Origin of the sequence: Thiovibrio frasassiensis (assembly GCF_029607905.1) — a bacterium.
In the GTDB taxonomy this organism is placed as follows: Bacteria; Desulfobacterota; Desulfobulbia; order Desulfobulbales; family Desulfurivibrionaceae; genus Thiovibrio; species Thiovibrio frasassiensis.
The window spans coordinates 156,558-169,590 of the sequence record NZ_JAPHEH010000001.1 but is presented as its reverse complement, the minus strand read 5'-3'; the positions used below and the strand labels follow the sequence as shown (position 1 = coordinate 169,590).

The 13,033-nt window shown below is 57.3% G+C and carries 11 protein-coding genes; 5 read left to right on the top strand and 6 right to left on the bottom strand.

The features are described from left to right. Nucleotides 1-24 precede the first annotated feature (24 nt). The 3 genes from OLX77_RS00730 to OLX77_RS00720 form a co-directional block, all read right to left on the bottom strand. A complete protein-coding gene (locus OLX77_RS00730; protein ID WP_307631664.1) occupies nucleotides 25-933 on the bottom strand; it encodes an OmpA family protein in 909 nt (302 codons plus the stop codon). A 4-nt stretch (nucleotides 934-937) separates the two neighbouring features. Next, the gene (locus OLX77_RS00725; protein ID WP_307631663.1) at nucleotides 938-1,807 is read right to left on the bottom strand and encodes a c-type heme family protein; all 870 of its coding nucleotides are present in this window, start codon (nucleotides 1,805-1,807) and stop codon (nucleotides 938-940) included. Nucleotides 1,808-1,906: 99 nt separating this feature from the next. After that, nucleotides 1,907-3,070, bottom strand: coding sequence for a sensor histidine kinase (locus tag OLX77_RS00720; RefSeq protein WP_307631662.1), 1,164 nt, complete (start codon nucleotides 3,068-3,070; stop codon nucleotides 1,907-1,909). 184 nt (nucleotides 3,071-3,254) lie between these two features. On the opposite strand from OLX77_RS00720, the gene OLX77_RS00715 reads away from it, so the two are divergent. From OLX77_RS00715 to OLX77_RS00705, 3 genes are all read left to right on the top strand, one after another. Beyond that, nucleotides 3,255-4,922: a hypothetical protein gene (locus OLX77_RS00715; protein ID WP_307631661.1), complete on the top strand. Its 1,668-nt coding sequence runs from the start codon at nucleotides 3,255-3,257 to the stop codon at nucleotides 4,920-4,922. 265 nt (nucleotides 4,923-5,187) lie between these two features. Next, a complete protein-coding gene (locus tag OLX77_RS00710; RefSeq protein ID WP_307631660.1) occupies nucleotides 5,188-6,630 on the top strand; it encodes an acetyl-CoA carboxylase biotin carboxylase subunit in 1,443 nt (480 codons plus the stop codon). Between the two features lie 75 nt (nucleotides 6,631-6,705). Beyond that, the gene (locus OLX77_RS00705) at nucleotides 6,706-8,616 is read left to right on the top strand and encodes a biotin/lipoyl-containing protein (protein WP_307631659.1); all 1,911 of its coding nucleotides are present in this window, start codon (nucleotides 6,706-6,708) and stop codon (nucleotides 8,614-8,616) included. A gap of 103 nt (nucleotides 8,617-8,719) precedes the next feature. Here the strand turns inward: OLX77_RS00705 and OLX77_RS00700 are convergent, their stop codons facing one another. Continuing rightward, nucleotides 8,720-9,160, bottom strand: a complete 441-nt coding sequence (locus OLX77_RS00700; protein ID WP_307631658.1) for a PPC domain-containing DNA-binding protein — start codon at nucleotides 9,158-9,160, stop codon at nucleotides 8,720-8,722. 11 nt (nucleotides 9,161-9,171) lie between these two features. Continuing rightward, nucleotides 9,172-9,774 carry a ribosome biogenesis factor YjgA gene (yjgA, locus tag OLX77_RS00695; protein ID WP_307631657.1) on the bottom strand — a complete coding sequence of 201 codons (603 nt, stop codon included), beginning with the start codon at nucleotides 9,772-9,774 and terminating at the stop codon, nucleotides 9,172-9,174. 264 nt (nucleotides 9,775-10,038) lie between these two features. Here yjgA and OLX77_RS00690 point away from each other — a divergent pair, with 264 nt between their 5' ends. Together OLX77_RS00690 and OLX77_RS00685 are read left to right on the top strand one after the other, a co-directional pair. Further along, nucleotides 10,039-11,211 (top strand): iron-containing alcohol dehydrogenase, encoded by a 1,173-nt coding sequence (locus OLX77_RS00690; RefSeq protein ID WP_307631656.1) that lies wholly within the window; start codon nucleotides 10,039-10,041, stop codon nucleotides 11,209-11,211. A gap of 69 nt (nucleotides 11,212-11,280) precedes the next feature. Beyond that, nucleotides 11,281-12,489, top strand: a complete 1,209-nt coding sequence (locus tag OLX77_RS00685) for a DegT/DnrJ/EryC1/StrS family aminotransferase (RefSeq protein ID WP_307631655.1) — start codon at nucleotides 11,281-11,283, stop codon at nucleotides 12,487-12,489. 86 nt (nucleotides 12,490-12,575) lie between these two features. Here the strand turns inward: OLX77_RS00685 and OLX77_RS00680 are convergent, their stop codons facing one another. Then, nucleotides 12,576-13,022 carry an Lcl C-terminal domain-containing protein gene (locus OLX77_RS00680; RefSeq protein WP_307631654.1) on the bottom strand — a complete coding sequence of 149 codons (447 nt, stop codon included), beginning with the start codon at nucleotides 13,020-13,022 and terminating at the stop codon, nucleotides 12,576-12,578. Between the last annotated feature and the right edge of the window lie 11 nt (nucleotides 13,023-13,033).

The following is a 13,033-nucleotide window of genomic DNA, read 5'->3' as shown; positions in this document are numbered from 1 at the left end:
TTTTTATCTCTGGCACTGCTCTTTCTATTTCAGCCGTCTGAATTCAACCCGGTTGTTTATCTTTCTGTTTTGTTCCGTGGTATTTGGCACAATGGGGTGCGTTTGTCCCAGTGCTACCACCTGCAGCTTCTTCGCCTCGATATTACAACTTTTGATCAGATAATTGCGCACCGCTTCGGCCCGCTTGCGGGAAAGGGCCATGTTGACCGCGGCATCGCCGGAGTCGTCGGTATTGCCGACCACTTCGAAGGTGGCGCCTTTGAGCTCGCGGCTCGTAAAGGCGCGGGTCCCGACGATGCTGAGTTGGTCACCCCCTTCTTCCGGTAGTTCCGCAGACTTGTTGGGGAAAAGGATCAGCAGTCTGAGGATCGTCGCTTCGATGGGGCTGATCTCTCGGTCTTTGGATTTTTCCGCGAAAAGAACGGTGGCCGCCTCTTCGGAGCTCACCGATTCGCCGCGCTGTGCCTTCAGCTTGATCCGTGCCGATTCCAGCGATTTTGCCGCCCGTTTATTGCCGGGATCTAGACCCAATCCTTTTTCATAGGAAGTTACCGCATTCTGGGCATTGTCCGTTACCATGTAGATGTCCCCCATGCCGAAAAAGGCTTTGGCCTGTTTTGGATCAAGGGTTGAGGCGGTAACATAATAAGGCAAGGCCTCCTTGTAATCGCGCAATCGTTCAAGGTTGTAGCCCTGCATGAAGTTGATCTCCGGATCTTTCGGGCACTGTTTGATGGCATCCTTCAGCAGATCGCGGCGGGCAATGGGGCTGCGTTCCTGTTGGATTTTTGCCGCAAGGCCTTTGCAATCCGCCGCCGAAGCAGGCGGCGGGAGCAGGCAGGACAGGGTCAGTCCGCAGAGCAGCAGAAGAGAGAAGGGTGTATTCTGCCGGGCTGCAGGTCGGGTCTGTTTGTTTTCGTTACCTATTGACATATGCTCACCGTTTGAGGATACGGACCATGCTCATGCGCAACCGTTCGATGGCGCTGGCCAGGGCACCGATCTCGTCATTTTGTTTGATGCTGACGCTCTCTTCCATATTCTTGCCAAGGCTGATTTCCTCGGCTTTGATGCTCAGCCGGACAATGGGATTTACCACAAAGCGGTCCATGAACAGCCAGATCCCGATCAGGGCCACCAGCAGGCAGCCTGCCCCGATGAGGTAGAGGGTGATCGCTCCCTTCCTGGCGTTGGCCAAGGCTTCTTCCACTGAAACGTAAACCACGTATGCGGCCACCGTCTCGCCATTCTTCCAGTTGTAACCGTTGGTTGAGCCGTAGATCTCAACCTGATCCTTGGGCGCATCGTTCACATCACCGTGGCAGCGCAGGCAATCCTTGCCTGCGACCTTGATGGGTTTGGCGAGATAAAAGAAGGTCTCGCCGTTGCGCTCCATGGTGCCTTCGTCCGCTTTAAGCTCCGGTTGGCCGGCGAACTTGCGGATCAGCTGGGTCTCCCATTCGTCTGCCTTGTTCGGCGGGAAGAGCGGATCAAGGGTTGCCTGTTTGAAGTTGTAGCCGGTCAGATTCTTTTTGAAGATGTCAAAGGTGCCGCGGGTGAGAACAAAGCCGGACATCAGCTCGGGGTAAAAACGATCCTTCTCGAAAACCTCCATGATGAGGGGGCGTTGTTTTTCCGTGTAAAAATCCCGGGTGGCCAGAATATAATTGAAGATCAGCTCCCCTTTGCTTTTCGCCTCCAGCATGGCGTTGCGCTTGCTGAACAGGTAGCTGGATGCCCCGATGCCCACGGTTGCGACGCCGAAAATAATTGCCATGATGATCATGAAACGTGACCGAATCCCCATCTATCTCTCCTTACAAGTGTAATTGTTCAGCAAGGTCCGGCCCAGAAAGGGCGTAAGCCTTGGTAACCGGTGGATTGTACCGTAAACACCGCATGCTCTTCAACAGGCGAAAGCGGAAGGACGCGCGTTTTCCCGGGATCTTCCGATGGCGGCATCTCCCCGCGGTGCCTTGCTCGCACTTTTGGGCAGGGTCAGGTGGAAGGTGGTGCCGATCCCCTTTTCGCTGACCAGCTCTATGCCGCAGTGCATCTGGGTCAGCATCTTTTTGGAAATAACCAGCCCCAGTCCGGTGCCATGGGGTTTGGTGGTGAAAAATGGTTTGAAGACATCGCGCGCCAATTCCTCCGACATGCCGCAGCCATTGTCGGTGATGGAGAGCAGGATGACATTGCCGCGGCTTTGGCTGCGCACCAGCAACTGCGGCTTGGGGGTTTCCGTCATGGCATCCACGGCGTTGGCGAGCAGGTTCATGGTGACATGCTGCAGGGCTCTGGGGTCCACCATGATCTGCTTTGCGTCCGGCGCGATGTCTATGCGGACCGCAACTTTTTTTGCCTGAATGTCCGCCCCCAGCAATTGCATGAGGTTGTCGAAAAACATCGCCAGGTCGACATCGCTGGTTCTGGGCGTTTCGAACATGCTGAAATTCTTGAGCGATTTGAGGAGGGTCTCCATCTTGCTGATTTCCCCGGAGATTCTGTTGAAATAGACATCGATTTCTTCCGGGGAATATTTTTTGATGTTGTTTTGCAGGACGGTGAGTGCCATCTTGATGGAATTGAGGGGGTTGCCGATCTCATGGCGGATGCCGGAGAAGAGGCAGCCGATGTTGTTCATCATTTCCGTGGCTTCGTCGATGGCGGCCAATCGGTGGCGGTCGGTGATGTCCTGAATGAAGATCGAAATGTGGCGTTGATCGCCGGGAATCTTATAGACGGTATAGCCAAGCACCCGGTGTTCATAATGGATGATGGTCTGCCGGCTTCTGGTCCGCCCCGGCTGCTGCAGGGGATCCAGGTCGCTGCACAGCAGGGCGGCGAGACCCTCGTAATCCTGGGCGGCATGGAGCGGCTCAAGAATTTTTACCGCATGGCCATTCTTGAAGAAAACCTTTTTTTCCGTGGTGTCGAGAATGATGAGGCCGGTATCGATATCCCGCAACACATCGGTAAAAATGCAGGAGGACTTGCAGAAGGACTCCTCCAGCAGTGAGGGGGGGCGGTTTCTGCTCGGCAGCAATCTGTGAAAAAGGGCTTTTATCAAAAGACACACACCATAAGGCAGAAGGAAAAAGAGGGTGGATTTTTCCCATGGTAGCAGATTTCGAGGCAAAGGCAAGCAGGGTTGACTCTTTTTCCATTTTTCTTGTGGAGGGGGAGAGTGGTTCCCGGTTATATTGCCCGGGCAATCTTGCCGCTTTTCCCGTGTGATCCATCGGAGGTTTTATATGACCGTACGTTCCTGTGTCCACCCTTCCGGGCAGTTTGTCTATGGGGTGCATGCGCCTTCATACCGGGTTGCCAACCTGCGGGAAAACGATTTTGTCGAGCCGCTCGGCGCATTGGCGGATGGCACCCCCTGTTCGAATCAGGATAATTTCCCCGAGGGCGATCTGCAGGTTGTGCAGGCGGAAACGATCTATGAGGTCGTCAACCCCCTGCCGTTTCGGGGGGTTACCTATATCAGCAGCGGTTGGGCCGCGCCAAGAGCACGCAACCCATCCTCCATCAAGTTGCCGCCGCCCAAGGCTGTCTCCATGTGTCAGGCGCTCAAGGGGCTCATGCCCGCCGGAACGGTTCAGGATGTGCAAAAAAGTTTTGCTGTTCTTCCTGAAACCGTGTTGCTGACCTTGGCCGCCACGTCCACCGATCCGGAGGATCTGGTGGCGCTGGCTGGTATGAGCTGTGAATTTTGCTGGGACGGATCAGGGGCGCCGGTCGGCCTTCGTTACGCAGCAGGCGAAAATGGTCCGGCGCGGGCAAAAATTCTCCGCCATGATCTGTTCGAGGTGGTGGTCAACAACGCCTATCTGCCCGAGATCTTTCGAAGGGTTATGGTTCTGCGGCCCGGAGTGCAGGGGGGCAGTGAAATCGTGGGCGAGTATCATGACCCGGAGCAGGGATGCCACGTTTTTGAATATCTGCGCAGCAACAGCTATATTCCCTGGGGGCATTACGCGGCAAATATGGCGGATGATGCTGTCCGCTACAGCACGGTGGATCTTGCCGCTGCCGACATGCGGGGGTTGCGGCATCTCTACTATCAACGCACCTTTCTCCGTCTTGGGGCCGAGTTGCATCTGCCCTTGCCCGTCACGCGCAAGACCATGACCGTGCGCGAACTCGAAGAACTGCGGCTTGGTGTGGTCCAAGCCCTGCAGGAAAAGGACTCCTCTGCCTTGCCCTTCACCGCCACCCTCTGGGGTTGGAACTACGGGTTTGACTTCGCAGCCAGCGGCTATCGCCTCCATGCCTCGCATCAGCAGATCCACCAGCAGTTCGCCCTGCTGCCGCGGACGGTTCCTGCCTGGCATCATGGCGGTCAAGCCGCCCTGGAACCGGTATCGAGCTACGCCTGCGGGGATCTGGTGGCGGAATTCTGTGCGCGCTACAAAGAAGAGGCCGGGTGCGATTTTTTCCCCACCTATCTTCAGGCGATCCGCAACAACAGGCGGATGGACACCATGGCAAACGAAAACACCAGCCTGGTCGTCTACGAGGACGAGCGGGTTTTGCTTTTTGTGCCCAAGGCGCAGACCTCTCAGTGGGAGTTGCAGATCATGGCCTTGGGAGAGGTGGGCAATATCCTGGAGGCGGACGCGGATACCCGCGCCTCCTTGGACCGCGCCCTGCTCATCGCCCAGCAGATTCTTGCTCTCTTGGGCGCCCGCTTGGTGAGCAGCATCGAATATTCGAGCCGGATCACGGCGAAGTCAGGAGGGCAGCGGTTGCTCTATGCGCTTCTTCCCAAACTTCCCTATTCCATGGGTGCCTTCAGCGAGGCCCAGCTGCGCTGGGTCAATGGCCATTTTCCCGAGGATTTTGCCGCGGCCTGCCGGGCCCATCTGCCCGGGGTTCTCGCTGGCCTGCAAAGCGAGAAAGGTGGTGGTGCCTGATCGTGGGAGCTCCGGCTTGCCAAGGGATTCAGCGCGGTCAGGGGTGTCCTGCCCCTCCTTATTTTTTGTGGACATAAACTGTTGCCCTTGAAAATACGGTATGGTAATTTGCAAAATTGAGTGTTCTGGCTGTGCCGTTGTTCTGGGTTCGGTTTTTCACGGTTTCATGCGGTGTTGCGTTGATTGCGCCCCCAAAGATATTTCATAATTACGGGCCGACTCGTTGGGTTTGGCCTGAAAATTGTCTTAATAATGAGGTGATTCGTTGAAGAAGAAGATCTTGATAGCCAACCGAGGTGAAATTGCCCTGCGGATCATTCGGGCGGTGCAAGAGCTTGGGCATATTGCCGTGGCTATTTATGAAACGCCGGACAAGGATGCGCTGCACATCCGTACGGCGGATGAGGCCATCTGGATTGGCGATGGTCCCCGTTGTGATTACCTGAACATCGAAAAGGTCATCGGGGTCGCCAAAAAATCTGGGGCTGATGCCATTCATCCGGGGTACGGATTTTTGGCGGAAAACCCTGATTTTGCCAAGGCTTGTGAGCACAACGGGATTATTTTCATCGGCCCGCCCTCCGATGTTATCCAGGCCTTGGGCGATAAGGTGACGGCCCGGCGGATCATGCTGGATGCCGGGATCCCCATGGTGCCCGGCACGGACAATCTGTCCGCCGGTGATGCCGGTCTCCGGGAAGCCATCGATTTTGCCGATAAATACGGCTATCCGGTTATGCTGAAAGCCACCGCCGGTGGGGGTGGGCGCGGCATCCGGCGGGTGGAAAACGAAAAGCAGTTGCGGGCCGAACTCCCCATGGCCAGAGCGGAGGCAAAGTCTGCCTTTAACAATGACGCGGTCTTTCTTGAAAAAGCAGTGATCAATCCCAAGCATGTCGAGGTCCAGATCATTGCCGACAAGGACGGCAATACCGTGCATCTGGGCTCCCGGGATTGCTCGATCCAGCGGCGGAACCAGAAGCTGGTGGAGATCGCCCCCTCGCTGATCCAGGATAAGGCTCTGGTTGACAAGATTTGCGAAACCGCGGTGACGGCGGCCAAGGCCTCGCATTATGTGAACGCGGGTACCGTGGAGTTCCTTGTTGACCGGGATTGGAAGTTTTATTTCATGGAGATCAATACCCGGGTGCAGGTGGAGCACACGGTTACCGAAATGGTCACCGGCATCGACATCGTCCGGACCCAGATCAAGCTGGCCCTGGGCAAGAACCTTTCCTTTACCCAGGATGACGTACATATCCGTGGGTTTGCCGTGGAGATGCGGATCAACGCCGAGGACCCGCAGAACAACTTCATGCCGGAGGGCGGCAAGACCGTTTCCGTCTATCGTTCACCGGGCGGCTACGGCGTGCGGTTGGATGGGTTCGTCTACCAGGGCTTCACCATCCCCAAGGTCTATGATTCGCTCCTGGTCAAGATGACCGTGTTCGGTTTTTCCTGGAGTGAAACCGTGGACAGGCTGCTTCGCTGCCTGAACAACTTTGTGATCACCGGCCCGAAAACCACGATTCCCTATTATGTGAATCTGGTGCAGGACCCGGATTTCAAGAAGGGCGATTTCGACACCTCCTTTATTGAAACCCATTCGCACCTGATCAACTATGAGGACCAAGTCAGCGAAGGCAACAAGCTGGCCCATCTCATCGCCGAGATTCATTACAAAGGGGAAAACCCCTACGCCGTCTAAGGTTAAAAATTACTTGTTGCTCCGAAAGGGCGCAAAGCGCTTTTGGTCCAACTGCAGCACTAGATAGGAGTCGTCATGGAACGCATTGTTCAAGGTATGAGTATCACTGAGGTACTCAAGAGTATGCGGCAAGCGGACGGGTATTATATTACCAATACCGCCCGGGATATGTCGCAGTCGGATTACAAGAACAGAATCCTGCTGCACACCGATCTGCTGGCCGCGCCTTCCCGCGAGGAGGCAGGTTATTTCTCTCTCGAGATCACCGGCGGCGCTTCGGTGCATGTGGATATCCTCCGCAAGCAGGTGGATCCTTTTCTCAAGCTGGAACTCTTGCGGGAAAAGATGCCCAATACCATGTTCCAGACCCTGTGCCGCGGGATCAATCTTTTCGGTTACCGCCCCTATCCGCAGAACGTGATCCGTTTCGTGGTCAAGGAATTTGCCAAATACGTCGACGTTTGGCGGGTGTTCGACTTCATGAACCACGTGCCCAACATGCAGGCGGTTTTTGAAGAGGTGCAGGCTGCCGGTAAGATCCTTGAGCCGTGCATCTGTTTTTCCACCGGTCCCGAGCACACCAACGAATTTTATGTGAAGAAGGTCCAGGAGATTCTTGACGTTACCGGGGAGGAAATGCTCCTCTGTATCAAGAACCACGGCGGCCTCGGTTCCCCCAAGCGGATCGGCGAGCTGGTGGATGCGATTCTCCAGAAGTATCCCGAGATGATCATCCACTACCATGGCCATAACACCGACGGCAACGACATCGGCCGCATCGTCTCCGCGGCCATGGCCGGGGCCAAGATTGTCGATGCCTCCGATCATGCCTTCACCGGCTATTACGGTCCGCCGCCGATCCTGAGCGTTATCCACACCCTGAAGGAATACGGGCGCACTGCCGTGGGTATCAACGAGGAGGCCATCATGGAAACCTCCGAGATCCTGCAGCCCGAGCGCAAGTACTACGAATATTTCGAATCCCAGATCAAGGGCTTTGATCCCACGGTCCAGATCCACAAACTGCCCGGCGGCGCCATGGGCAGCAGCCTCGAGCAGGCAGCCAAGGGCGGCTTTCTCGACAAGATGCCGGAGATCCTGCACAAGGAACTGCCCAAGGTGCAGATTGAGCTGGGCAACTACTGGAGCGTTACCCCCGGTTCCCAGATCCTCTGGACCACGGCGGTGAGCAATGTGCAGGGCGGCGATCGTTACGGGAACTGTTCCGGCGATCTGAAAAATCTGCTGCTCGGCAAGTATGGACCGTTTCCCTTCCGGCAGCCGCCGGATTGGATCTATGAAAAGGCCTTTGGCCCGGACTGGAAGAAGGTGCTCGAGGAGCAGGGCGGCATGGAGGCCATCGAGGATATCGATCTCGACAAGGAACGCAAGGCCCTGACCGACAAGCTGGGGTATGCGCCCACCGAGCAGCAATTGGTCACCTATCTCCAGCATCCAAACGATGCGGTAAACTTCTTCCGCTTCGAAGAGAAGTTCGGCAAGGTCTATGTGCTGCCGCCGTCCATTCTTTTCCGGCGGGGCGGGTTCAAGCTGGGAGAGTCCATTACCTTCAAGGATCATAGCGGCAAGGAGCACATCATCGAGATGGGCCCCATGCAGGAGAGTGAGGACGGGACCGAAACCAACGTCTACCTCAATATCGATCATCACCAGCGGAATTTTGTTTTTGAAAACGCGGTGGCCCAGGCTGGCGAGGCAAAAGCGGCCAAGCTGAGCAAGAAAGAGATCGAGGACCTGGCCAAGGCCGGGGATGTTCGGGCGCCTTTCACCGCCAATGTCTGTGAGATTTCCGTCAAGGAAGGGCAGGTGGTAAAGGCCGGGGAGAAGCTGGTGGTCCTTGAGGCCATGAAGATGCAAACCCCGGTAAACAGCGAAATTGATGGGGTGGTCGGTAAGATTGTCGGCAAGGTGGGTGATGCTGTGCAGCCCGGCGATGAGCTGGTCAAGGTGACCCCTGCAGCCTAAGGGCGAAGCGATTGTTTCTGTGATGTAAAGGCCGGTGCGCACATGGTGCGCACCGGCCTTTTTTGGTTACATGGTTCGCAGGGTTTGCGAAAGCAGGGAAGGATCAGACGTCAAAGGTGAGGCGGTTGAAGCCGCCCTCGGCAAACCACGGGCGGCTGGCATCGATGCCGTCCAGTTCGAAGATCAGAACCTCAAGGATCAGATAGACCTTGGTGCCCTTGCGCACGCAACCGAGAATGGTTTCGCCGTGGTGGCCCAGGGCGGCATGGAGATGGATGCGCGGTTCGGTTGCATCCCAGAAGATGGAGCCGCTGCCCAGGGTTTCCCGGGCGCCTTCTAGCTGCGCCCAGACCGGGTCCGGCGGCATGACCGGTTCCTTGGGGCCGGTGACCACCCCTGCCTCCCGCAGGCCGCCGAGGACATGGAACCAGCCGCAGCGGATGTTTTCTGTGATGATAAGCTGGCGCAGACCACCGAGAAAGTCGTCGCCTTCGTCAAAACGTACGGTGAAAACCCGTTTGATCGAGCCGCTTCGGTATTCCATGGCTGTATTCCTTATACCTCTTCCGCAGGCGGGGTTGGCTCGGCAAATTGCTGGCGCTCCATGGCGGCGTGCAGTTGCCGGAATATCTCCCTCCGATGCACGGGCTTGCGGGTGGCGGCATAGCGCAGGGCCGATTTCTGCAGGGCCTTGGGGTTCAGGGCCGGGAACCTGCGGCAGGCAGCGGGAATGGTCTCGGACTCCCAGCTTTCCGTGAGGCGTTCGTGGTTATGCCACGCTTCCTCCCGGGCTTGCAGCACTTCGGTGATGATGTCTTCCCGCAGCCGTTCCAGCTCATGGAATTCCCCGGTCTTTTTCAGGTGGGACCCCTTGCGTTCCGCGAGGAAGGCCAGGATTTCATCGGTGCCGCTTTCCCGCAGCATGCCGGCGATGTATTTGGTCTGCCGTTTCAGCGCCCCGCCTTTGAGCTCACGGGAGCTGGTCAGTTCCGCTTTCAACAGATCGTCGGCGGGCAGTTTCTTGATATGGGCCGGGGAGAGCTCAACCAGCTCCTTGGCGATCTCTTCGATGTTCTTGGCCAACCGTTTCTTTTCAGAACGGCTCACATAGATTTCTTGCGGGTCGGTATCTTTGCTGCTTGATTTTTTAGTTGCCATTCAAGTTCCCGCTACAGTAGTATTTCGCGTAACTGCTCAGCAATACCACATCTGCTTTGTCATCGGCCGGCTCATGTGCAATAGCACACTTCGTCGGCCTCTTTCGCGCATCTGCGGTATTGCTGAGCAGTTACATCTTGTGGTTTTTTTGTTCGATTCCGGCTTAGGCTGGACAGTTGCGTATTTGCAGACAGTTATCATTCATCTTGTATCCTGGGACAGTAGCATTGCCCGCAAGTTTTTTAAACAAAAAAGGGGACCACCATGATTTCCCAATCCTTTACCGTCACCCAGCCCACCCGGATCCGTTTTGGCGTGGATGCGATCAACGATCTTCCCGCCCTGGTCAAAGAGCTTGGCGGCAGCAAGGTTTTCCTGGTGGTCGATCCGGGCCTTGTCAAAGCCGGGCTGGTGGAGCGGATCACCGCCCCGCTGACCAAGGCCAAGATTGGGTTTGAACTCTACGACAAGGTCGATCCCGAGCCGGGGTTGAAATTGGCCGACAATGGCCTCAAGCTGGCCAAGAAGGCGAAATGCGATTGCGTGGTCGGTGCGGGCGGCGGTTCCGCCATGGATGTGGCCAAGGCGGTCAGTATCCTGCTCACCAACGGCGGCAAGGCCGAGGATTACCTTGGCTTGGGCAAGATCAAGAAACCAGGGGTGCCGAAGATCATGATCCCGACCAGTGCCGGGACCGGGGCCGAGGTCACCTTTACCGCCGTCTTCATCAACGAGAAAACCAAGTCCAAGGGGGGGATGAACGGCGATCCGCTGTACCCGGAGGCCGCCATCCTCGATCCGGCCCTCACCGTCTCCCTGCCGCCGCATATTACCGCGACCACCGGGGTGGACGCCCTGACCCATGCCTTGGAGGCCTTTGTCTCGACCCAGGCGCACCCCATCTCCGACATGTATGCCCTGGAGGCCATTGAGCTGATCAGCTCCAATCTGACCTTGGCCTATGCCCATGGCGGCAACCTGGAGGCCCGCTCCAACATGCTCCTCGGCAGCCTCCTTGCCGGCAAGGCCCTGGCTACGGCGGGAGTCGGGCTGGTGCATGCCATGGCCTATCCCTTGGGCGGGATGTTCGGTATCCCCCACGGGCTGGCCAACGCGGTACTGCTTCCCTATGTGATGGCCTATAATCTCATCGGCAACCCCGGCCGCTTTGCCATGCTGGCCGAGGTGATGGGCGCCAAGGTCGAGGGCTTGCCCGAGCGCGAGGCGGCCGAAGCCGGCGTGGAATTCGTCTACCGGATGAACCAGGATCTCGGCATTCCCGCAAGCCTGGCCGAGTTGAAGATTCCGGCCAAGAAGATCCCGGAGATGGCCAAGATCGCCCTCACCGTGACCCGGCCGGTGGAGAATAACCCGCGCAAGCCCTCCCTGGAGGATGTGATCCAGGTCTACGAAACGGCCATGGAAGGGTGGGGCTGAGTTGGGAAGAGTGCCCAATTAAAAGTGAAAAGTTAAAACAGATACAGGCAGCAATCAGAGGAGCGCATTATGCCCGGTTTTGAGATATTTGGCGAGGAAGAAAAAAAAGAGATCCTGGAGGTGCTGGACACCGGAGTGCTGTTCCGCTACGAGTTCCCCGAGCAGCGCAAGGGGGTGTACAAGGTCCGCACCTTTGAAGAGAAGTTCGCCGCCTATTGCGGGGTGAAGTGCGGCCAGGCCGTGACCTCCGGCACCGCGGCGCTTAAAGTTGCCATGGCTGCCTTGGGTATCGGACCCGGAGACGAGGTCATCACCCAGGGCTTCACCTTTGTTGCCACCTGGGAGGCGATTCTTGAAATCGGCGCCATCCCCGTGTTTGCCGAGGTGGACGAAACCCTGAACCTGGACCCGGCGGATCTGGAAAAGAAGATCACCGCCGAAACCAAGCTGATCATCCCGGTACACATGATGGGCGCTCCGGCGCGCATCGAAGAGATCAAAGCCATTGGAGACAAGCACGGGATACCGGTGTTGGAAGACACGGCCCAGGCCGCCGGCGCCAGCCTCAATGGCCGTCGCCTCGGCTCCTTCGGTGCCTGCGGCACCTTTTCCTTCGACCCGGTCAAGACCATGACCACCGGCGAGGGCGGGATGATCGTCACCAACGACGAAAAGCTTATGCGGGATATGTCCGAGTACCACGACCACGGCCATGACCATGCGGTCAACCCCGGCGGCCGGGGCGGCGAGGGGCGCAGCTTTATCGGCTCCAACTATCGGATGATGGAGCTGCAGGGTGCTATCGGCTTGGCTCAACTGGCCAAACTCGACGGGATCGTCGCATCCCAGCAGCAGAATAAAAAAGCCATGAAGGCGCTTGTGGCCAGGATTCCCGGGGTGACCTTCCGCACCATTCTTGACGAGAAGGGAGACAACGCCTCCTTCCTCGCCTTCTTCCTGCCGGACAAGGATAAGGCCCAGAAGGTGAAAACGGCCTTGGCGGCAGGCGGAGCCGGGGCGATCTGCTTTGCCGAAAACACCTGGCATTATTATCCCAAATGGGAGCATCTCCTGGCCGGCGCCACCTTGGCCAAATCAGGCTGGCCCTTTGTCGAGCCGGGCGGGAAAAAGCGGGTGGTCTACGATGCCCAGGCGCTGCCGAAATCGGCGGCGATCATGGATCGGCTCCTGGTCTACCCGGTGCCCATCAAGCTTTCCCAGGAGCGGCTTGGCCAGATCGCTGCGGCGGTGGAAAAGGCGGTTGCCGCGCTTTCCTGAGCCCTGTCTCGTTTGCGCACCATCAAAAATCCCCTGTCTTCGGAAACTCCGAAGCAGGGGATTTTTTGTGGAGTGGCTCTTACTGCTTAGGGCCGCACGGCCCGAACATACCCCATGGCAGATGGTGTGTACTCGCGGGACGGATCGCACTGGCTGGCGCCAATCTCCCAGGCTCCGGCCTTGCCGGCTCCATCTTTCTCGCTGGACCAGTAGCTTCCCTTGCGATCCAGGGTGCAGTCGCCTACCAGGAAGAGATCAAAGTAATAATTCAGGTCGTAGAGTTCACTGACCGTTGGCAGTCGCCAATCATTGTACCCGCCCAAGTTCAGGCTGCGGACATATTGCTCGGCCTCCGCCAGGCTGAAGGCCATGGGCCCTTTTTCGATCTGCCACATCCTCCCCGAGACCGTATCCTGGCAGATGCTGTTGTCCATGCTCTGCAAGCGCGCCTGCTGAGAGGATTTTCCGGCGCACCCCTGGAGGGAGAAGAGAGAGACGGCGAGAAGAAGTAAGGCGAGATGGGTGTGTTTCATGGCAGACCTCC

Bases quoted from the DNA above. Each gene is read 5' to 3' on its own strand.
- OLX77_RS00730 (WP_307631664.1), bottom strand. From the start codon at position 933: ATGTCAATAGGTAACGAAAACAAACAGACCCGACCTGCAGCCCGGCAG.
- OLX77_RS00725 (WP_307631663.1), bottom strand. From the start codon at position 1,807: ATGGGGATTCGGTCACGTTTCATGATCATCATGGCAATTATTTTCGGC.
- OLX77_RS00715 (WP_307631661.1), top strand. From the start codon at position 3,255: ATGACCGTACGTTCCTGTGTCCACCCTTCCGGGCAGTTTGTCTATGGG.
- OLX77_RS00705 (WP_307631659.1), top strand. From the start codon at position 6,706: ATGGAACGCATTGTTCAAGGTATGAGTATCACTGAGGTACTCAAGAGT.
- OLX77_RS00700 (WP_307631658.1), bottom strand. From the start codon at position 9,160: ATGGAATACCGAAGCGGCTCGATCAAACGGGTTTTCACCGTACGTTTT.
- yjgA (WP_307631657.1), bottom strand. From the start codon at position 9,774: ATGGCAACTAAAAAATCAAGCAGCAAAGATACCGACCCGCAAGAAATC.
- OLX77_RS00690 (WP_307631656.1), top strand. From the start codon at position 10,039: ATGATTTCCCAATCCTTTACCGTCACCCAGCCCACCCGGATCCGTTTT.
- OLX77_RS00685 (WP_307631655.1), top strand. From the start codon at position 11,281: ATGCCCGGTTTTGAGATATTTGGCGAGGAAGAAAAAAAAGAGATCCTG.
- OLX77_RS00680 (WP_307631654.1), bottom strand. From the start codon at position 13,022: ATGAAACACACCCATCTCGCCTTACTTCTTCTCGCCGTCTCTCTCTTC.